This is a genomic window from Embleya sp. NPDC050154, from assembly GCF_044460165.1.
Lineage (GTDB): Bacteria > Actinomycetota > Actinomycetes > Streptomycetales > Streptomycetaceae > Embleya.
Genome location: NZ_JBITJP010000006.1, coordinates 17,571 through 34,184 on the forward strand (window position 1 = coordinate 17,571; position 16,614 = coordinate 34,184).

22 protein-coding genes are annotated in these 16,614 nt (G+C 70.8%); 20 read left to right on the forward strand and 2 right to left on the reverse strand.

The genetic code is table 11. From position 1 onward, the window contains the following. The first annotated feature begins 12 nt into the window (after positions 1–12). From ACIBSV_RS14750 to ACIBSV_RS14840, 19 genes are all read left to right on the forward strand, one after another. A complete protein-coding gene (locus ACIBSV_RS14750; RefSeq protein ID WP_395862848.1) occupies positions 13–321 on the forward strand; it encodes a hypothetical protein in 309 nt (102 codons plus the stop codon). After that, positions 318–1,106 carry a hypothetical protein gene (locus ACIBSV_RS14755; RefSeq protein WP_395862849.1) on the forward strand — a complete coding sequence of 263 codons (789 nt, stop codon included), beginning with the start codon at positions 318–320 and terminating at the stop codon, positions 1,104–1,106. Before ACIBSV_RS14750 ends, ACIBSV_RS14755 begins: the two co-directional genes overlap by 4 nt. Then, positions 1,103–1,327 (forward strand): hypothetical protein, encoded by a 225-nt coding sequence (locus tag ACIBSV_RS14760; protein WP_395862851.1) that lies wholly within the window; start codon positions 1,103–1,105, stop codon positions 1,325–1,327. Before ACIBSV_RS14755 ends, ACIBSV_RS14760 begins: the two co-directional genes overlap by 4 nt. Before the next feature lie 467 nt (positions 1,328–1,794). Then, positions 1,795–2,202 (forward strand): hypothetical protein, encoded by a 408-nt coding sequence (locus tag ACIBSV_RS14765; RefSeq protein WP_395862853.1) that lies wholly within the window; start codon positions 1,795–1,797, stop codon positions 2,200–2,202. A 110-nt stretch (positions 2,203–2,312) separates the two neighbouring features. After that, positions 2,313–2,894 (forward strand): phage tail protein, encoded by a 582-nt coding sequence (locus ACIBSV_RS14770; RefSeq protein WP_395862854.1) that lies wholly within the window; start codon positions 2,313–2,315, stop codon positions 2,892–2,894. A 90-nt stretch (positions 2,895–2,984) separates the two neighbouring features. Continuing rightward, on the forward strand, positions 2,985–3,275 hold the full coding sequence (locus tag ACIBSV_RS14775) for a hypothetical protein (protein ID WP_395862856.1): 291 nt from the start codon (positions 2,985–2,987) through the stop codon (positions 3,273–3,275). A gap of 119 nt (positions 3,276–3,394) precedes the next feature. Continuing rightward, entirely contained in the window at positions 3,395–3,682 is a 288-nt protein-coding gene (locus ACIBSV_RS14780; RefSeq protein WP_395862857.1) for a hypothetical protein, read from the forward strand. Positions 3,683–3,735: 53 nt separating this feature from the next. Then, complete coding sequence (locus ACIBSV_RS14785; protein WP_395862859.1) at positions 3,736–4,446, forward strand: hypothetical protein; 711 nt, start codon at positions 3,736–3,738, stop codon at positions 4,444–4,446. Positions 4,447–4,492: 46 nt separating this feature from the next. Then, positions 4,493–5,794, forward strand: coding sequence for a hypothetical protein (locus tag ACIBSV_RS14790; protein WP_395862861.1), 1,302 nt, complete (start codon positions 4,493–4,495; stop codon positions 5,792–5,794). Next, positions 5,791–6,687, forward strand: a complete 897-nt coding sequence (locus tag ACIBSV_RS14795) for a phage tail protein (protein ID WP_395862863.1) — start codon at positions 5,791–5,793, stop codon at positions 6,685–6,687. The genes ACIBSV_RS14790 and ACIBSV_RS14795 overlap by 4 nt, the downstream gene beginning before the upstream one ends. A 99-nt stretch (positions 6,688–6,786) precedes the next feature. Further along, a complete protein-coding gene (locus ACIBSV_RS14800; RefSeq protein WP_395862865.1) occupies positions 6,787–7,863 on the forward strand; it encodes a hypothetical protein in 1,077 nt (358 codons plus the stop codon). Continuing rightward, positions 7,860–8,771 carry a phage distal tail protein gene (locus tag ACIBSV_RS14805; protein WP_395862867.1) on the forward strand — a complete coding sequence of 304 codons (912 nt, stop codon included), beginning with the start codon at positions 7,860–7,862 and terminating at the stop codon, positions 8,769–8,771. The genes ACIBSV_RS14800 and ACIBSV_RS14805 overlap by 4 nt, the downstream gene beginning before the upstream one ends. Before the next feature lie 134 nt (positions 8,772–8,905). Then, positions 8,906–9,985: a hypothetical protein gene (locus ACIBSV_RS14810; protein WP_395862869.1), complete on the forward strand. Its 1,080-nt coding sequence runs from the start codon at positions 8,906–8,908 to the stop codon at positions 9,983–9,985. Next, on the forward strand, positions 9,982–11,088 hold the full coding sequence (locus ACIBSV_RS14815) for a hypothetical protein (RefSeq protein WP_395862870.1): 1,107 nt from the start codon (positions 9,982–9,984) through the stop codon (positions 11,086–11,088). The genes ACIBSV_RS14810 and ACIBSV_RS14815 overlap by 4 nt, the downstream gene beginning before the upstream one ends. Further along, positions 11,088–11,822, forward strand: a complete 735-nt coding sequence (locus ACIBSV_RS14820; RefSeq protein WP_395862872.1) for a hypothetical protein — start codon at positions 11,088–11,090, stop codon at positions 11,820–11,822. The genes ACIBSV_RS14815 and ACIBSV_RS14820 overlap by 1 nt, the downstream gene beginning before the upstream one ends. A 9-nt stretch (positions 11,823–11,831) precedes the next feature. Then, positions 11,832–12,053, forward strand: coding sequence for a hypothetical protein (locus ACIBSV_RS14825; protein ID WP_395862874.1), 222 nt, complete (start codon positions 11,832–11,834; stop codon positions 12,051–12,053). 72 nt (positions 12,054–12,125) lie between these two features. Then, a complete protein-coding gene (locus ACIBSV_RS14830) occupies positions 12,126–12,911 on the forward strand; it encodes a peptidoglycan-binding protein (protein ID WP_395862876.1) in 786 nt (261 codons plus the stop codon). A gap of 11 nt (positions 12,912–12,922) precedes the next feature. After that, positions 12,923–13,234, forward strand: coding sequence for a hypothetical protein (locus tag ACIBSV_RS14835; RefSeq protein WP_395862878.1), 312 nt, complete (start codon positions 12,923–12,925; stop codon positions 13,232–13,234). Further along, positions 13,231–13,500, forward strand: coding sequence for a hypothetical protein (locus ACIBSV_RS14840; protein ID WP_395862879.1), 270 nt, complete (start codon positions 13,231–13,233; stop codon positions 13,498–13,500). Before ACIBSV_RS14835 ends, ACIBSV_RS14840 begins: the two co-directional genes overlap by 4 nt. A 126-nt stretch (positions 13,501–13,626) precedes the next feature. On the opposite strand, the gene ACIBSV_RS14845 is transcribed toward ACIBSV_RS14840, so the two are convergent. Both ACIBSV_RS14845 and ACIBSV_RS14850 read right to left on the reverse strand, forming a co-directional pair. Further along, positions 13,627–15,096, reverse strand: a complete 1,470-nt coding sequence (locus tag ACIBSV_RS14845; RefSeq protein WP_395862881.1) for a TerD family protein — start codon at positions 15,094–15,096, stop codon at positions 13,627–13,629. A 138-nt stretch (positions 15,097–15,234) separates the two neighbouring features. Then, positions 15,235–15,384, reverse strand: a complete 150-nt coding sequence (locus ACIBSV_RS14850; protein ID WP_395862883.1) for a hypothetical protein — start codon at positions 15,382–15,384, stop codon at positions 15,235–15,237. Positions 15,385–15,543: 159 nt separating this feature from the next. Between ACIBSV_RS14850 and ACIBSV_RS14855 the strand changes: the two genes are divergently transcribed. Beyond that, positions 15,544–16,614, forward strand: coding sequence for a M48 family metallopeptidase (locus ACIBSV_RS14855; protein WP_395862885.1), 1,071 nt, complete (start codon positions 15,544–15,546; stop codon positions 16,612–16,614).

Genomic DNA, 16,614 nt, shown 5'->3' on the forward strand with positions numbered 1-16,614 from the left:
GTCAGGAGCGCCATGCCCATCCGCAGGAAGCCTTCGCCGGCGGCCCTCGCGCCGCTCCCCGATCCGACCGAGGACAGTCGCGACTGGCGTCTGTCCGCAGCCTGTATCGGCCTGCCGGAACACGCCGTTCTGGGCACCGATCGCACCGCGGCGCTGCCTGCGCTCGCCGCGTGCGAACACTGTCCGATAATCGCCCCCTGCCTCGCCATCGTCGACCCCGAGCACACCTGGTTCGACGGTGTCAGCGGTGGCCGGCTGTGGCGCAACGGACGTGAGGTCACCGTCCGTTCCGGCATCGACACCCCCGAGGAGCAGTCGTGAACGTCGCCTTGGCCCTGGACCACGCCACCGCGCTGACGCCGGCCGACCCCAACCGCGCGGCCCGCCGGGACACCCGTCGGGCACATCGGTTCCTGACCGTGCTGCGGGATCGTTTCCCGAGCCTGGCACACGAGTTGCCGGCGGGCGGAAGAACGGCCGGAACCGGCACGGCCGCACCTCCGGGCGCCGCCGCGCTGGAGCGGCAGGCCGCTCGCGTACTCGCGGATCGGGCCGGCGCCTACTGGAACGAGCGACGCGGGCTGTCCGGTACCGCGCCGATGGCGGCCCCGGTGAACCTCTACGTCTCGGACACCATCCGCGACATCACCGACGGCGTACTCGAACTGGAGGACGCCGTACGGGCGAAACTCGGCCTGCCTCGCGCCCGGGGCGCCGCGGTGCCGACCCGGCTGGAGCGACTGCTGACGTGCCTCGACCGGATCGCCGAGCACCCGGTGCTGGCCCGACACGTGGCCGACGAGGCCCGTCGCATGGCGCGCCGCTGCCTCGGCGCACTGGGCGAGGCCGAGTCGCTGGTGCGGGTCCCCGGTCGTTGCCCGCACTGCGCTTCGGTGTCGTTGCGGGTCGCCCCGTTCGTGGGAGTGGTGTTGTGCGTGAATCCCGGCTGCCACTGCGGCCTGCCCGAATGCGCGTGCGCCGCCGACGACGCCTATCGGCATCAGTGGACCGAGGAGCAATGGGCCGGCCGCGACGGCGCCCTTCCCGACGACGAGCCCGTGCGGGCCGCGTTCGACGGGCCGCACAACCGGCCGGCCGCGCGATGACCGACCTGGTGCGCCGTCCAACGCTGCCCGCCTCGGCGCTGCTGACCACCGCGATGGCGGCGATCGAGGCCGGCGTGGTGCCGGCGACCATCCGCAAGTGGGTGCAACTCGGCCACCTGGCGCCGGCCGGCAAGTCCAGTCGCACGCTGCTCTTCCACCTGGAGGACGTGTTCGCCGCCGAGCGCGCGGCCCGAGGCGGGCAGCGGGCGGGCGGGCCCTGACCGACGTCGACTCCTTCCCTTCCTCCCTCGTGCGCGACTCCCCGTACGGCCCCGTGGACGCTTTCGTCCACGGGGCCGTACGCGTGTGTCCGGAAGGTGGGTGTGCGCAACCGGCGGGCCGGAGTACGTGGATCGGGCGACCGGACGGACCGGCCTCCGGGGCCGATCCGGGAGCGTCCGAGGACGGCTCCGAGTGCGCTCGGGCCAGGGCCCGTAAGGCTGATCTAGCTTGTGTGGCAAGCGAGTTGCGGGATAGACGGGGGTCGATCACACTTGGTGCAGCGGCGGAGCCGTGCCCGATACGACGGGCCGGGCTTCCGCCGCTTTCGCGTGCGGGCCATCGCCCGCCGGGCCACCCCCTCCTCCCCTCCGGGGTGACCCATGTGCCCTGGCCCGCACGTTCCATCCCCGTTTCGATGGATTCCGCCGTTCCCACCGCGCAGGACCACACAGGAAGGAGTTCCCATGTGAGCGACCCACCGATCGTCTTCCCCGACATCGAACGGCTCCTCGTCGACTACCTGAAGAACCGCCCGGAACTGGCGGGCGCCACGGTCGACAACCGCCCGCCGCCGGGCTTCGACGGCACCCAGCAAGTCGTGCTGATCTCCCGGGTCGGCGGCGCCTGGATCGACGACCAGCGCCTGGACGCCCCACTGGTCGACATCGAGGTGTACGGACCGACCAAGACGGCCGCCCACGGAGTCGCGCTGGCGGCTCGTACCTGCCTGCACCAGGCCCGATCCGCCGCGCATGCCGGCGCGGTGGTCACCGACATGGTGGAGGAGGACGGGCCGCGCTGGTTGCCCGACTACAACCACCCGACGGGCAACCGCTACCTCAGCACCATCCGGCTGTCGATCCGGCCGAGCTGAGCCCCACCGCGACACCGCAGCACCGCAGCACCGCAGCACCGATCGCACACCACACCGCACTTCCGGCCCCTCACCGCGAGGGGCCTTCTTCGTATCCGGAGGCAACACACATGTCTGGTATGAACCCGAACGAGATCCGCGTCGCCGGCACCGGGCGTGTCCTGGTCGCCAAGCTCGGCAGCACGGTCCCCGCCGACACCACCGCCGGCTGGGGCGCGAGCTGGGTCGACCTGGGCTACACCTCGACCGACGGCATCAAGTTCACCAAGAAGGACAAGATCGACCCGGTGGACACCTGGCAGTCGGTCAGCGCGGCCCGCTTCGTCTACTCGGACCGCGACCTCACCTTGAAGTTCGCGCTCATGCAGCTCAACGAGGACACCCTGCCGTTCTTCTTCGGCGGCGACCACGTCACCGAGACCTCGGCCGGCTCGAAGGTCTACAAGTACGAGGTCGGCTCGACCCCCAAGGTCGACGAGCGCATGCTCGGCATCGAGTTCGCCGACGGCGACGCGATCAAGTACCGCTTCGTGATCCACCGAGGCCAGGTCACCGAGACCGACGAGCTCGCGCTGACCCGCACCGCCGCGATCAAGCTCGGCGTCACCTTCACGGCGCTCGCCAAGGACGACACGGCGCCGCTGGCCACCCTCCTGATGTCGGACCCGGCGTACGCCATCGCCGCGGTCTGACCCCCATGCGGGGCGCCGGGACCCTCTCCCCTCTCGGCGCCCCGCGCCCCCCCGTCACGCCTGTCACCACTCTCATAGCCAGGAGCACCCATGTCCGGATTCGACGTCAACGCCGCCCGCGCCCAGCGCCTGGAAGCCATCGGCCGCCAATGGCGGTTCGAGGTCGGCGACAGCGAGTACACGCTCCCGACCGAACTGCCGCGCAGGCAACTGAAGGCGCTCCAGGCGCTCGACGACAACGACATCGACGGCCTGCTCGCGCTCCTGCTCGGCGAGGAGCAATACGCGCGCTTCGCCGACGAGGACGTCACCATGCAGGACGTCGCGGCCATCCTGGGCGCCTACGGCAGCGAAACGGGGATGGGCCTGGGGGAAGGCTGAGCCTCGCCGCGTTCGTCGAAGAACACGCCGAGGCCCTCGAAGCCGACCTCCTGCGCCACTACGCCACCGACCTCCTCGACTGGCACCGAGGCACCCTCTCCTCCCGACGCCTGAGGGTCTTGATCCAGCACCTGCCCGCCCGCGACTCGGCCACCCACCGCGAACTCCACGGCGAAGCCGCCGACTGGTCCCTCACTGACCACCTTCTGGCCAACGCGGTCGACCACCTCGCGGTGTTGAACTGGATGTTCGGCACGGTCAACTCCGGCGAGGACCAGTCCCCCATGGACTTCCCCGAACCGACGATGCGCCCGGACTCCCTGCTTCCACCGACGGCGGCCGCCCCCGCGCCCTCCGATCGAGCCACGGAAGTGTCGCCGGCGGAACTGGCCACCTTCTTCAGCTGACCGGGACGGGTACTCGGTTCACGGGCCGTCCTGTCGATACCCCAGGAGCCGCCATGACCACCCCCATCGAGGATCTGACCCAAGAGGTCAGCGCCCTCAAGAAGAAATACGAGGATCTGACCGCCCCGGGATCGAACCTGATTCCCCGGAGCGAGTTCGGCAAACTCTTCGAAGACGAGAGCAAGAAACAGGAGGCCGCCAAGGGAGCGGAAGGAGGGCAGTCCGGCAATCTCCTCAAATACGACGAGGCCGGAAAGCTGCTCGCTCCGGAACGCGCCTTCGCGAAGTCTGAAGAGAATACTGCCAAGTGGGAAATCGACGGCATCTTCGGCCAGCTCAATCTCCTGGGCATCGGCCTCAATATCCTGAAGTTCGAGCTGCAGCCTTTGAAGGATCTCTCCGCACCGGCGAACCGATGGCTGCACAACAGGGGATGGGGTACGGATCCGGACGCCGTCGACAAGAAACTGGAAAAGCTCGACGACGACATCGAGAAGGTCGATCGTAAAGTCGAGGAGAACTACGACAAACTCCTCCGACAGAACACCGCGTTCAACCAGAAACACCGTGACGCGATGATCGCCGCGACAAAGGCGATGGACCACTCGGTGCTCACCCGCAGGCTCGCGGTCAGGGCCAGTGGAACCGCGCGCACCGTCGACCGTCGGATCGAGACCGCGCGAGCGGTCGCCCTGCCCACCACGCCCGACATCAACACGCTCCATACCGCCGTCACCAGGCTGGTCGCCGCCCTCAACACCTGAGCCAAGGAGCACATGCGATGAGTTCGAGAATCACCGGGGAGCCGCCATGCTGAAAACGGTCACGGCGGTCACGCGTGGACTACAGAAGATGGGAGCGGATGCCCGTACGGCCGGCACGGCTCTCGGAGGCATGCGCGGGAATGCCACTGCGGCCCAGGGGGGAATATCGCAGGTCGGCAAGAGCGTCGCGCAAGCCGAACGCGAACTCGGCAGGATACAGAAGACCGCCAACAGCACCAGAACCGCCATGGGGAACATCCAGAACGGCGGCAAGTCGGCGAGCAGCGGCCTGACCGCCGTACGGAATCCCGCGAACCAGAGCGTCACCGCGTTCGGAAAAATGAAAAGCGCAGGTGACCGCCTGGGCACGAGCATCAAGAATCTGCGGGCCGCCGGTACCCAGGGCGCCGCCGGTGTCACGCAGGCCAGGAACCAGGCGAACCAAACGAACCCGGTATTCACCAAGGCGAAAGCCACCACCGACCGCTTGGGCACGTCGATCCAAAATCTGCGTACGGCCGGCACCCAGGCGGGCAGCGGAATATCGCAGGCCAAGAATCAGGCCGGTCAGGCCGACACGGCCTTCGGCAAGGCCAAGAAGGGTTCCGACGGCTTCAAGGGGGAGCTGAACAACCTCGAGAAGCAGTCGAACGAGACCAAGAAGGCCCTCGGCAAAGTCGGTTCGGAGGCCGACGGAGTCGAGAAGTCCGTCGGGAAGGCAGGCAAGGGTGCCGGGGCGGGCAAGCAGCTCTTCTCCGAACTCAGTGGCGGTCTGGGCATGGCCGAGGGTGCGCAGAAGGGGCTCAACGGCGCGATGAAGGCCAGCGCGTTCGGCCTGATCATCGCGCTGGTCGTGCCGCTTATCGAGCACTTCGGCGGCCTCGGCGCCGTCGCGGATCGTTGCAAGACGGCCGTGGTCAAGGCGTGGGAGGGCATTCGCGACGGCATCCGGCCCGTCATCGAGGGCCTGATGAGCATCCTGCGCGGCCCGGTCAACGCCTGGCTCAGTGGCATCAACTGGGTGATCCGCGGCGTCAACAAGATCCACTTCTCGATCCCCAACTGGGTCCCGGGCATCGGCGGCAAGGAGTTCGGCATCAACCTGCCCGAGCTCCCGATGATGGCCAAGGGCGGCATCGTACGCCCGAGGTCCGGCGGCACCGCCGCGATCCTGGGCGAAGCCGGTGAGGCCGAGGCGGTGATCCCGCTCAGCAAGCTGGACAAGTACCTCGGCACGGGTGCGAATGCCGGCGGCGGCTTCCACATCGAGAACTACTTCGAGTCGAACAGTGGCAGCGCGCGTCAAACCGCCGAGCAGTTGATGTTCCTGGCCAAGGCACGCGGATGACCGGGACGGGTGCCGCTCCCGGATCGCCGCTCGCCGCCGACGGGCAGGTTCGGTGGGGCGATCTGCTGATCGGCCCCGGGACGCCGTTCCACCTCGCGGCGGAGGGGCTCACCGGCTGGTTCGACCTGCCCGAGTTGGACAGTTCCGACGCGCCCCGACCGTGGCAGCACGGCTCCTGGACGGGAGCACGCTGGGCGCAGCCGCGCGTCATCGGCGCGAGTGTGTGGCTGCTCGGCGAGGATCGGGACGACACCGCCCGTGCGCTCGACCTGTTCGCGCGGGCCACCGCCCCAAGCCGGGACGAGCAGTGGCTCGCCGTCCGGATCCACGGCCGAACCCACATCGCCAAGGCCCGGTTGCACCAGCGCGCGCTTCCCGCCGATCGCCAACTGGTCGTCGGCAACGTCGCGAAGGCCGCCGTCCAGTGGATCTGCGCGGATCCGCACCGCTACGAACTCGCCGAACAATCGGCCGGCACCCCGTTGCCCCGACGCGGCACCGGCATGACCTACCCGCTGAGCTATCCGCTCGTCTACGGCGGCACCACCGTCACCGGATCCGTCCTGGCGGTGAACTCCGGCAACACCCCGGCCTGGTCCGCGATCACGATCACCGGGCCGGTCCGACAACCGCGGCTGGTCAATCGCACCACCGGGCTGACGCTGGAGTACGACCTGATCCTCGGTCCGGGCGAGCGCTTGGCCGTCGACACGAGCGAGGGCAGCGTCGTACTCGCCGACGACCGCTCGTCGCGGCTGCACACCGCCACCTCGCGCAGCACCCCCGAGCAGTCCTGGGTGCTCGCCCCCGGAGACAACCTGATCGACTTCCGCGCCGCCGACGCCGAGCCCGCCGCGCGCCTCGACCTCGCCTGGCGCTCCGCCTTTCTCTAGATCCGCGGGGACCGAAACCGGGGCCGGACCGGCCCATCCACCCGCCGTGCGCGATCCGGCAGTGCCCTTCCGCTCGCGGCCCGTCCTCCAGGAGGACACATGGCAGTACGTGTACGCGCAGGACGACTCACCAGCGGCATGACGGCGGAGGACCACCGGCTGGCCGCAGGCGTCTTCATGTCCCCCGAACCACAGTTCCCGATCTCGGCCCGAGGCGGCTGCGTGCCAGGCGGTCTGGACCTGAGCCGCGGTACGCCGATGAGCGCGCGCGTCTCGCCGGGACAGGCCTGGATCCGCGGCGAACACGCCGCCGCCCAGGGCGGATACGCGGTCACCGTCGACGCCGCGACCGAACTGACCTTCGGCAACGGCGACCCGCTGTTGCCCCGCGTGGACCTCGTGGTGCTGCGGGTGTTCGACCACACGTACGACGCGTCCGGTCGAACCGAGGCCGTGCTGGACGTGCTCGCCGGCACGCCCGCCGCGACCCCCGTGCCACCGGCCGTGCCCAAGACCTGCGAGGTGCTCCACCAGGTGGCGATCCCGGCCGGCGTGTCCGCGGGCACCGGCGGCATCGCCTGGGAGACCGCCGTCACCTCCAAGCGGCGCTACACCGTGGGCCTGGGCGGCATCCTGCCCGCCGCAAGCACGGGGAACGGTGCGTACGTGGGGCAGTACCGCGACAACGCGGGCGTGCTGGAGCGTTGGAGCGACAACGGCTGGGTCGCGTACCAGGCCCCGGAGCCGCCGTTCATCCGGCTGGCGGCGGCCGACAAGCCGGTCTTCCCGGCCTCCGCCGAGGTCGTGCTGCCGTGGCAACAGATCGTGGCGGGCAACACCGCGGGCGCGGGCATGTGGTCGCCCGCGCAATCGACCCGGATCCTGCTCCCGTCCCCCGGTGTCTACGCCGTCGCCGGCCAGTGGAACTGGCCCGGCGCGATGGGGGCCAACGAGGGCCGGATCTGGTCCGTGCAGAGCCCCGCGGGTCCCGGCGTCACCGCCAATACGATCCGCGGCAGCTCGGGCAACTCGACGAGCGTCGCGTCCGGCACCGTGGTGGCCAAGACCGCCGGGACCTTCCTGGAGTTTCGCGCCCATGGCGGAGCCGGGGGCTACGCCCTGAACTCCGGCGAGGTCTCGGTGTGGAAGATCGGCAACGCGGTGGGGTCGGCATGAGTACCACCGCCGCCACCGAGATCCACCCCGGCTCGCTGATCACCGGCGACGGCCAGGTGCAGTTCGCCGGCCTGCTGTTCGGCCCCGGTACCCCGTTCCGGATCGCGAGCGAAGGTCTGGGCGGCTGGGAGGAGTTGCCCGCGATCGACACGGGCGACGCCGCCCGTCCGGCCGGCCACGGCTCGTGGCCGGGCGCGCTGTGGGCCGGGCCGCGCACGATCACCGCGCAGGTGTGGGTGATGCCCGACCCCGGCGCCGACGCGGACGAGATCCGCGAGCACGTACGTGCCCTGCGACGGGCCACCGCCGTCGACCACCGGGAGCGGTGGCTGGCCGTCCGGCTGCACGGCGAGACGCTCGCGTGCAGGGCCCGGGTCCTGCAGCGGGTCGTCCCGACGGATCGGCGGTTCGTCGGCCAGGGCGTCGCGAAGGCCACCATCCAGTGGCAGGCCACCGACCCCCGGCGCTACGAGCCCGAGGAGCAACTGCTGGGCACCGAACTGCCCAGTCGCGAGAACGGCCTGACCTGGCCGCTCGCCTGGCCGCTCGCCTGGGGTCGGGCCGGCTCCACGGGGGATCTGACGGTCACCCATCACGGCAGTGCGCCGATCGCCCCGCTGATCACCTTCCACGGGCCGTGCGATCGGCCGAGCCTGCGCCTTCCCGCCACCGGCGTCGCGCTGTCCTACGACATCGACCTCGCGCAGGGGGACGAACTGACCGTCGACACCTCCGACGGATCGGTGCTCCTGAACGGGACGGCCTCGCGCAAGGAAACGGCCGAGTCGGGCAGCGCGCCCGAGGAGTTGTTCACCCTCGACCCCGGGGACACGCTGCTCTCCTTCCGCGCCGCGTCCGGCGGCCCGGGAGCCCGAGCCGAAGTGCGCTGGCGCACCGCGCACTGGTGAGCCGGGCCCGGCCGTCCCGCACCGGAACCTTGCCCGAATCCCGCGCCAAAGCTGCGAAACCGCTCGAAATCGCGTTAATTAGCCCGAATCAAGCCCGACTCCCACTCGAACCACGCTCGAACCCGGAGACCGTCATGACAGTACGCAGTGCCTGGTTGCTCGAAAGCGGGCAGACGCGCGAGGACACGCGCCTCGCCCCGCTCGGCGCCATGACCCCCGCCGACGCGCTGACCAGCCGATCGGGCGTCCTGCCCGGCGGCACCCCGTTCGCAGCGAGCGGCGCCTCGGCGATGCAGCTTCGGATCACCCCCGGCCGCGCGATCGTGCAGGGCACCGCTCTGCAGGGCGCCTACCCCGTCGCCCTGAGTGAGGCCGAGACCCTGACCTTCGCCGACGGCGACCCGCAGTTCGGCCGGATCGACCTGGTCGTACTGCGGGTCAAGGACAAGGTGTACGACGCCTCGGCGGTCAGCGGCGCGGCGCTCGAGATCATCAAGGGCACGCCGACGGCCACCCCGGCGGCGCCCGCCGTACCGGCCACGGCGCTGCCGCTGTGGCGCGTGCGCGTCCCGACCAAGGCGTCCGCCGGCACCGGCGGGATCACCTGGGCGAGCGCCCTGGACGACCTGCGCACCTACACCGTGGCCGTCGGCGGCATCCTGCCCGCGAGCGACCTCGCGGACGGCGGGCACGTCGGCCAGGTCCGGGTGTTCGCCGGCCGCCTCCAGCAATGGACCGGAACCGCCTGGCAGGAGTTCGACCTGCCCGGCACGATCGCCCCGAGCACGTGGGGGGCCTGGAGCGAGGTCACCCCGGCCTGGCGGTCGACCGAGGGCACACCCTCGATCGGCAACGGCAAGCTGAAACTGCGCTATGCCCGGATCGGCCGCACCGTCTTCGGCAACCTGCGACTGGCCATCGGTAGTGGGACGAACCCGGGCACCGGGGCCGCCGGTTGGTTCTGGAAGCTCCCGATCCCGCCCTACCCCGCGCCGGAGACCGCCGACTTCGCCGCCGGATCGGCCAGCGCCTTCCGCAGTGGGGTCGCGGCGTACACGGGCGTCGCGCAGATCGCGCAGGCGACCGGAGAGGTGTACGTCCAGAAGGACAATCATGGTTTCATCTGGGGCAATCTCGGCGACGTGCCCTTCCCGAACGGCCCCAGGGCCGGCGACTTCCTGAGCGTCTCGTTCCGCTACGAGGCCGCTTCGTGAGCCCGACCTACCGCGCCCTGTTCTGCGATCTGCGTTCCGACCAGGTCATCGACGCCCTGCCGCTGACCGGCCTGACCTTCGACGACTACATCGGCAAGCCCGGATCGCTCTCCGGCACGATCCCGGTCCCCAACGAGGAATTGGCCCGGCGGGCACTGAAGGTGGTGCCCGCCCGGACCGCGCTGTGGCTCGAACGCGACGGCGACATCTGGTGGGGCGGCATCGTGTGGACCGCGACCCGCACCGGCCCCGCGCGCGGCGGCCCGGCCGGGCTGGAGATCCAGGCGGCCACGTGGGACAGCTATCTCGATCACCGGATCGTCTTCGAGACGCAGACCTTCACCGACCGGGACCAGTTCGACGTCGTGCGCGACGTCGTCACGTGGGCCCAGACCCAGCCGGGCGGCCACCTCGACATCGTGCTCGACTGGTCGAAGCCCAGCGGGGTCCGTCGCGATCTCAGGATCGATCACCACGACCTGCCCCGAGTGGGCGAGTTGCTGACCCGCTTCGCCGAGATGGACGACGGGTTCGAGTGGCGAATGGCCAGTTACCGCGATCCGACCACGGGACGTCGGATCAAGGAACTGCAACTGGGCCATCCCCGCATCGTCGGCGGCTCCGCCGACATCGTGCTGGACTTCCCGGGCTCGGTGTTGTCCTACAGCTACCCCGAGGACGGCACCGGACGGGCCACCCACTGGCAGTCCCGGGGCGCCTCCCTCAACGAGAACCAGGCCGAGGTCTCCTACCCGCAGATGTCCGAACTGCACACCGTGCCCGACGGCATCGGCGCGGGCTGGCCCCGGCTGGACAGTTCGTCGGACCACTCGACCGTGGAGAACTCCGTCACGCTCGAGGCACACGCGATCGCCGACCTGAACCGGGCCTGGACCCAGCACACGATCCCCGAGGTGACCGTGCGGCTCGACGGCCGGATCACCCCGGCCCTGCTCGGCGCGCGCGTACGCCTGCGCGTGCGCGACGTCTGGTATCCGGGCGGATTCGACCGCCGCTACCGCGTCGTCGGCATGTCCGTGACCCCGCCCGACCGCGGTCAGGCCGAGACCGCTCGGCTGTTCCTGGAAGAAGAGGTCGGCTGATGGCGGCTATTCCGCAGGATCTTCTGGACCGACTGCGCACGCTGGAGAACCAGGTGCGCGAACTGGCCGGCCGGGCCAACATCCGGCCGGCGATGAACAAGGTGTTCAACGGGGACTTCACCATCGGCGAGGGCGGCCGGCTGATGGTCGGCAGCCAGGGCCCGGACCCCATCCTGTGGTCCGGCTGGATCGTGCCGCGGCATCCGGACGGCAGCCCGCAGCGTGGCACCTTCCTGGCCCGCGAGAAGGGCGGCGTCGCCCTGGCCCTGTTCACCGGCGGCGACTCCCCGCAGGATCTCGTGCTGTTCGACACGCGCGGTTACCACGTGGTCAAGACGACGGAGGCGGGCCTGGGCCGGCCCTATCTGCCGGTGCCGATGAAGGCGTCGTTTCCCGGCGGTTGGGATCGTTGGCCGTTCGTGTCCGGGACCGCGCAGAAGACGCTGGTGACCGGCCTGTTCTACAAACAGCAACCGCAGATCTCGGTGGCCGCGCAGGCGTCGACCGACACCGACGGCACGTTCGGTGAAATCCGGGTCCTGCTCGACGGCGTGGCACAGGGGTCGGCCCAACCGGTGAAGTTCTACGCCGACGAGTACCGGTTCGGCCCCTTCGACCTGCCCGGCGGACACATGTCGGAGGTACGCGTCGAACTCGTCGGTCGCATGACCGGCGGCACCGGCGCCCTCCGCGCGGACGTCATCGGCGCCTGGACCCACGAGAAGCTGACCTAGGAGTACATCGTGTCCGAACTCCCGCCGGCCGCACCCCGATCGACGACCCCCCTGTTGCCCGTGCCGCCGACACCGGATCCCGAGCGTGAACCGCCGACGCACGCGCCGTACGACCCGAGGCCGAGCTCCGCGCGATCCGCCGAAGCCGACCGCAACGCCTTCGCCGGGTCGGCTTCCACCTCCGGCGGCACCGGCCTCGCCGCGCGTGCGCAGGCGGCCGGCACGTCCTGACCCGATCGACGTTCCCACCCCGACCCGCGGCCCCGTGTCCGCGGGTTTTTCGTTGCCCCGAGGAGGGCACCCATGCAACTCGTCCCCCGCGTCCAATGGGGCGCCCGCTCCTATCGAACCCCCAATGGGGCGACCCCCTACCGCGCCGCCCGACTGGGCGTCAAGGTGCACTACCTGGGCACCGCGTACACGTTCGGCGAGCACGAGAGCTGCGCCGGCTACGTGCGGCGCTTGCAGGAGTCGCACATGGACGGCAACGGCTGGTCCGACATCGGCTACAGCTTCGTCGTCTGCGAGCACGGCCGCGTGTTCGAAGGGCGCGGCCTGGAACGACGCAACTCCGCGAACGGGACCACGTCCCTGAACGAACGGCACTACGCCGTGTGCGCGCTGGTCGGATCCTCCGGATCGACCACGCCCACCGACGCGCAACTGCACGGGCTGCGCGACGCGATCGAGCACTGCCGGGCACACGGCCCGGCAGGCGACGAGATCAAGGGCCACCGCGACGGCTACGCGACCGACTGCCCCGGCGGCCCGCTCTCCGCGTGGGTGGGTAGGGGCGCGCCTCGGCCGGGCGGGGACATCCCGCCGCCGCCCACCGCCGGGGTGCCGTCCTTCCCCGGGCGATCCGCGTTCCGGCTGGACGTCGCGAACCCGGCGGTGACCGAACTCGACCGCCGGCTGATCGCGAAGGGTTTCACCCGCCACCACGACGGCGACGGCTACCAGCCCGGCCCCGTCTTCACCGAGTACACCCGGCACAACGTCGCCGACTTCCAGCGGGCCCAGGGCTGGACCGGATCGGACGCCGACGGATACCCCGGGCCGGAATCCTGGCGCCGGCTGTGGAGCTGAGAGGGCATGCCATGAAGGAATCGACCACCCGAACCCTGCGCACGCTCGTCCAGGGCGCGGTGGCGCTCGCCGCGGCGGCCCCGATGTTGCTGACCGCCGCCGGGGTCCCCGAACACACGGCCGGCGTCGCGATCTTCCTCGCGGTGGCCGGCGCGATCACCCGGATCATGGCGCTCCCGGTGATCGACACGCTGCTGCCGGGCTGGTTGCGCTCGCGCAATCCCGGCCCGGACGCGGACCCCGACCCGGATCCCTCGTCCGGTCCGATCGGCATCCGGACCGCCGGGCCGACACCGGGGACCGGCTCCCGGGAGGCTTCGTGACGGTACATCAACCGAGTGACGGCACCACGACCGTCGCGCTCGAACTCGTGGAACTGCGGCGCAGCGTGGACGTCGGGTTCGCGACCACTCGCGGCGATCTGGCACTGCTGCTGCAACGCGCCGATCAGACGGACAAGGTCGTCGCGGAGCACGACGACCGCATCGCCGCCCTGGAACGGGCCCGGTGGCCGCTGCCGTCACTGGCCGCGATGAGCGGGCTGGCCGGTCTGGGCATCGCGCTGTGGCAGGCGTCCGGCAAGTCCTGAGCGGGTGGGCCACCACGCGCCGCGGGTCGCCCGTCTCCGGTATCGGAGGCGGGCGGCCCGGGCTTTCGGGCGTTGGGGTGGTGGGCTGGTGCGGGGCCGGGGGCTCGGCGTGTCGTGGAGGGGCGCTCAGTCGAGGACCGGGGTCAGCGTCCAGTCGCCGTCGGCCTCGAGTTCGATCAGGCAGGGACCCTTGGGCAGGATCGACTCGCCCTCGTAGTCGCCGATCGCGTTGGCCAGGGTACCGAGATAGGACTCGTCGCCGCCGTGGTCGGCGAAGGTGCCGACGATGAAGTTTCCGGTACCCCGATGCGTCATCGCGAGCACCGTGCGCGGGCCAGCCCAGCGCACCGTCTCCGGGCCGGTGCCGGTCAGCCTCTCGGTCAGCGGCCGGGCCGCCTCCGGGCCGAACAGCCGCACGGTCCACGCGCCGTCGGCCTCGATCTTCAGGCGCGAGGTGCGGCTGCTGCGTTCGTCCACCAACGCCCGGCCGCGGTAGGCGCCGATCGCGTTGGCCAGCAGTTTGTCCGTCTCCAGGTCGGCGTCCAGCGTCCACACCACGAAGTTGTCGGTGCCGCGTCCCTCGAGTTCGACCAGGAAGGGGCCGGCCTCGACCGGGCGGGTGATCGACAGGACCTTGTCGCCGCGTCCCTCGTAGACGCCGGCGGGTGGGGTCACGCCGGTGGCGGGCGCCGGCAACGGCTCGGCGGGGGCCGGTTCGTGCTCCGCCGGGGAGGGCGCGGCCGGTTCGTCGGCCGATTCGGTCACCGCTTCGGCTGCCACTTCGGCCACCGGCTCGGCAGCGATGGACGCGACCGGCTCCGGTTCCGCTGCCGCCGCCGTGGCGTCGCCGGGCGGCGCGTCGTCGGGGCGCACGTCCTCGGACGGAGCGGCGGCGGGCTTCGCGTCCTCGGGCTTCGCGTCCTCGGGCTTCGCGTCCTCGGGCTTCGCGTCCTCGGGCTTCGCGTCCTCGGGCTTCGTGTCCTCGGGCTTCGTGTCCTCGGGCTTCGTGTCCTCGGGCGTCGCGCCGCCGGCGGGCGGGTGTACCGCCGCGTCCGTCACCGGCTCCACCGACTCCACCGCGTCCTCGTGCGCCATCACCGCGGCCACGATCAGCGTCTGTTCGGGATCCGCGCCCAGATCGCGCACGAGTTGGTCCACGCCCGCCTCGTAGCCCTGGCCCACCGCGCCGAATCGCCAGCCGTCCCGCCGGTAGACCTCGGCCAGGATCAGCGCACGTTCGCGGGTCAGCTCCGCGACCGGCAGCACGAAGCGTCCGATCTCGCCGTCCGCGCCGAGCAGCCGAAGCAGCGAACCGTCGCCGAACCCCGGCGCCTGCGCACCGACCGCGAACACCAGGCGGTCCACCGCGTCGTCCACGGCGGACAGGTCCACATGGAACTCGGCCGTCCCGGTGCCCCCGGCCACCAGCGCGACCGCACTGATCAGCGACGCCGGCCGGGCCGTACAGACCACGTCCAGGTCCGCCGTGCCCAGGCTGAAGCAGTACGCGGCCAGACCCTCGCCCGACACGTCGAACTCCACCCTGATGGCCGAATCGTCCAGCCTCGTCTTTTCGCCCATCGCGAATGTGCGCATCGGGTCCTCCCCCAGCCGCCCCTGACCTGGCGTCACCTTAACGCGCACGGCAAAGCGCCGGGACGGCAACGGCCGGCCCGGCGATCACGGGAGGTATCGGTGATCCGGATCCCGGGATCCGGATTCGACGACAGGTGCTCAGCGGTCCTTGTTGAACCGCGTCACCACGAACAGCAGGACCAGGAGCACGGCCAGCGCACCGATGCCGGCACCCACCGGGTTCAGGTTTTCGTGCTTGCCGCCTTCGTTGGCCAGCGTGGTGAGGACGGTCGTCGCGTGCGAGGTCATCCGTGGTCAGCCCTTGCGTAGTTTTTGCCGACGTGTGCGCACGACATCGTACGGGCGCCGAGAGCGGGTCGCGCGGCCAGGTTCCGGGGACGACCCTCAGCCCGGGGCTGCGGACGCGCCTAGTCTGGGGGCAGATTGGTCGAGGCTAGGGGGCTGGGTATGCCGGACGACAAGACGATCGAGACCTTCGAGGGGCGCAGGCGATTCCCCGGAATCTCCTCCCGGGCGTACGAACATCCCGCCGACCGCACCGCCCTGGTGGCGATGCGCCGGCTGAGCGGGTTCGACACGGTCCTCAAGCAGATGTCGGGCATGGTGTCCGAACGGGCCATCCGGCTCGCCTTCCTCGCGGGCTCGGTGCGCGCGGGCGAGCAGCAGTTCCGCCGGTTGCACGAGATGGTCCGCGAGTCCGCGTACATCCTGGACCTGCCCGCCGTGCCCGAGTTGTACATCACCCAGGACCCGCAGCCGAACGCGATGGCGATCGGCATGGACAAGCCGTTCATCGTGGTCACCTCGGGCCTGGTCGAGTTGCTCGACGACGACGAGATGCGCACCGTGATCGGGCACGAGACCGGGCACATCCTGTCCGGGCACGCGGTGTACCGCACGATGTTGCTGATCCTGACCCGGTTCGCCTCCGCGCTGTCCGGGATCCCGCTCGGCTCGCTGGGCGTGCACGCGATCATCACCGCGTTGCAGGAGTGGTTCCGAAAGTCCGAACTGTCCTGCGACCGTGCGGGTCTGCTGGTCGGGCAGGACCCCGAGGTGTCGATGCGCGCGCTGATGAAGGTGGCCGGCGGCTCGCAGTTGCACGAGATGAGCACGGACGCGTTCCTGGAGCAGGCCGCCGAGTACGAGGGCGCCGGCGACCTGCGCGACAGCGTGCTCAAGTTGATGAACCTGCTGGGCCGTTCGCACCCGTTCCCGGTGGTCCGGGTGGCCGCGCTGCGCAAGTGGGCGGACGGCGAGGAGTACGCGCGAATCCTCGCGGGCGAGTACCCGCGTCGTGCGGACGACCCGAACGCGTCGGTGCGCGAGGAGGCCAAGGCCTCGGCGAACGCCTACCGCGAGTCGGTACGCACCACCACCGACCCGTTGTTCGGCCTGCTCCGCGACCTCGCCGACGGCGCGGCGGACGCGGGCGGCAAGCTGCGCGACAAGTTCACCGGCCGCCGCGAAGAACCGGGCGCGGCCTCGACGAACAACAGTGGTGGCGGCGGCGCCTGA

What these genes read in the sequence shown, in the direction of transcription:
- ACIBSV_RS14750 (WP_395862848.1), top strand. Translation starts at nt 13, where the DNA reads ATGCCCATCCGCAGGAAGCCTTCGCCGGCGGCCCTCGCGCCGCTCCCC.
- ACIBSV_RS14760 (WP_395862851.1), top strand. Translation starts at nt 1,103, where the DNA reads ATGACCGACCTGGTGCGCCGTCCAACGCTGCCCGCCTCGGCGCTGCTG.
- ACIBSV_RS14770 (WP_395862854.1), top strand. Translation starts at nt 2,313, where the DNA reads ATGTCTGGTATGAACCCGAACGAGATCCGCGTCGCCGGCACCGGGCGT.
- ACIBSV_RS14775 (WP_395862856.1), top strand. Translation starts at nt 2,985, where the DNA reads ATGTCCGGATTCGACGTCAACGCCGCCCGCGCCCAGCGCCTGGAAGCC.
- ACIBSV_RS14785 (WP_395862859.1), top strand. Translation starts at nt 3,736, where the DNA reads ATGACCACCCCCATCGAGGATCTGACCCAAGAGGTCAGCGCCCTCAAG.
- ACIBSV_RS14790 (WP_395862861.1), top strand. Translation starts at nt 4,493, where the DNA reads ATGCTGAAAACGGTCACGGCGGTCACGCGTGGACTACAGAAGATGGGA.
- ACIBSV_RS14795 (WP_395862863.1), top strand. Translation starts at nt 5,791, where the DNA reads ATGACCGGGACGGGTGCCGCTCCCGGATCGCCGCTCGCCGCCGACGGG.
- ACIBSV_RS14800 (WP_395862865.1), top strand. Translation starts at nt 6,787, where the DNA reads ATGGCAGTACGTGTACGCGCAGGACGACTCACCAGCGGCATGACGGCG.
- ACIBSV_RS14805 (WP_395862867.1), top strand. Translation starts at nt 7,860, where the DNA reads ATGAGTACCACCGCCGCCACCGAGATCCACCCCGGCTCGCTGATCACC.
- ACIBSV_RS14810 (WP_395862869.1), top strand. Translation starts at nt 8,906, where the DNA reads ATGACAGTACGCAGTGCCTGGTTGCTCGAAAGCGGGCAGACGCGCGAG.
- ACIBSV_RS14820 (WP_395862872.1), top strand. Translation starts at nt 11,088, where the DNA reads ATGGCGGCTATTCCGCAGGATCTTCTGGACCGACTGCGCACGCTGGAG.
- ACIBSV_RS14830 (WP_395862876.1), top strand. Translation starts at nt 12,126, where the DNA reads ATGCAACTCGTCCCCCGCGTCCAATGGGGCGCCCGCTCCTATCGAACC.
- ACIBSV_RS14835 (WP_395862878.1), top strand. Translation starts at nt 12,923, where the DNA reads ATGAAGGAATCGACCACCCGAACCCTGCGCACGCTCGTCCAGGGCGCG.
- ACIBSV_RS14845 (WP_395862881.1), bottom strand. Translation starts at nt 15,096, where the DNA reads ATGCGCACATTCGCGATGGGCGAAAAGACGAGGCTGGACGATTCGGCC.
- ACIBSV_RS14850 (WP_395862883.1), bottom strand. Translation starts at nt 15,384, where the DNA reads ATGACCTCGCACGCGACGACCGTCCTCACCACGCTGGCCAACGAAGGC.
- ACIBSV_RS14855 (WP_395862885.1), top strand. Translation starts at nt 15,544, where the DNA reads ATGCCGGACGACAAGACGATCGAGACCTTCGAGGGGCGCAGGCGATTC.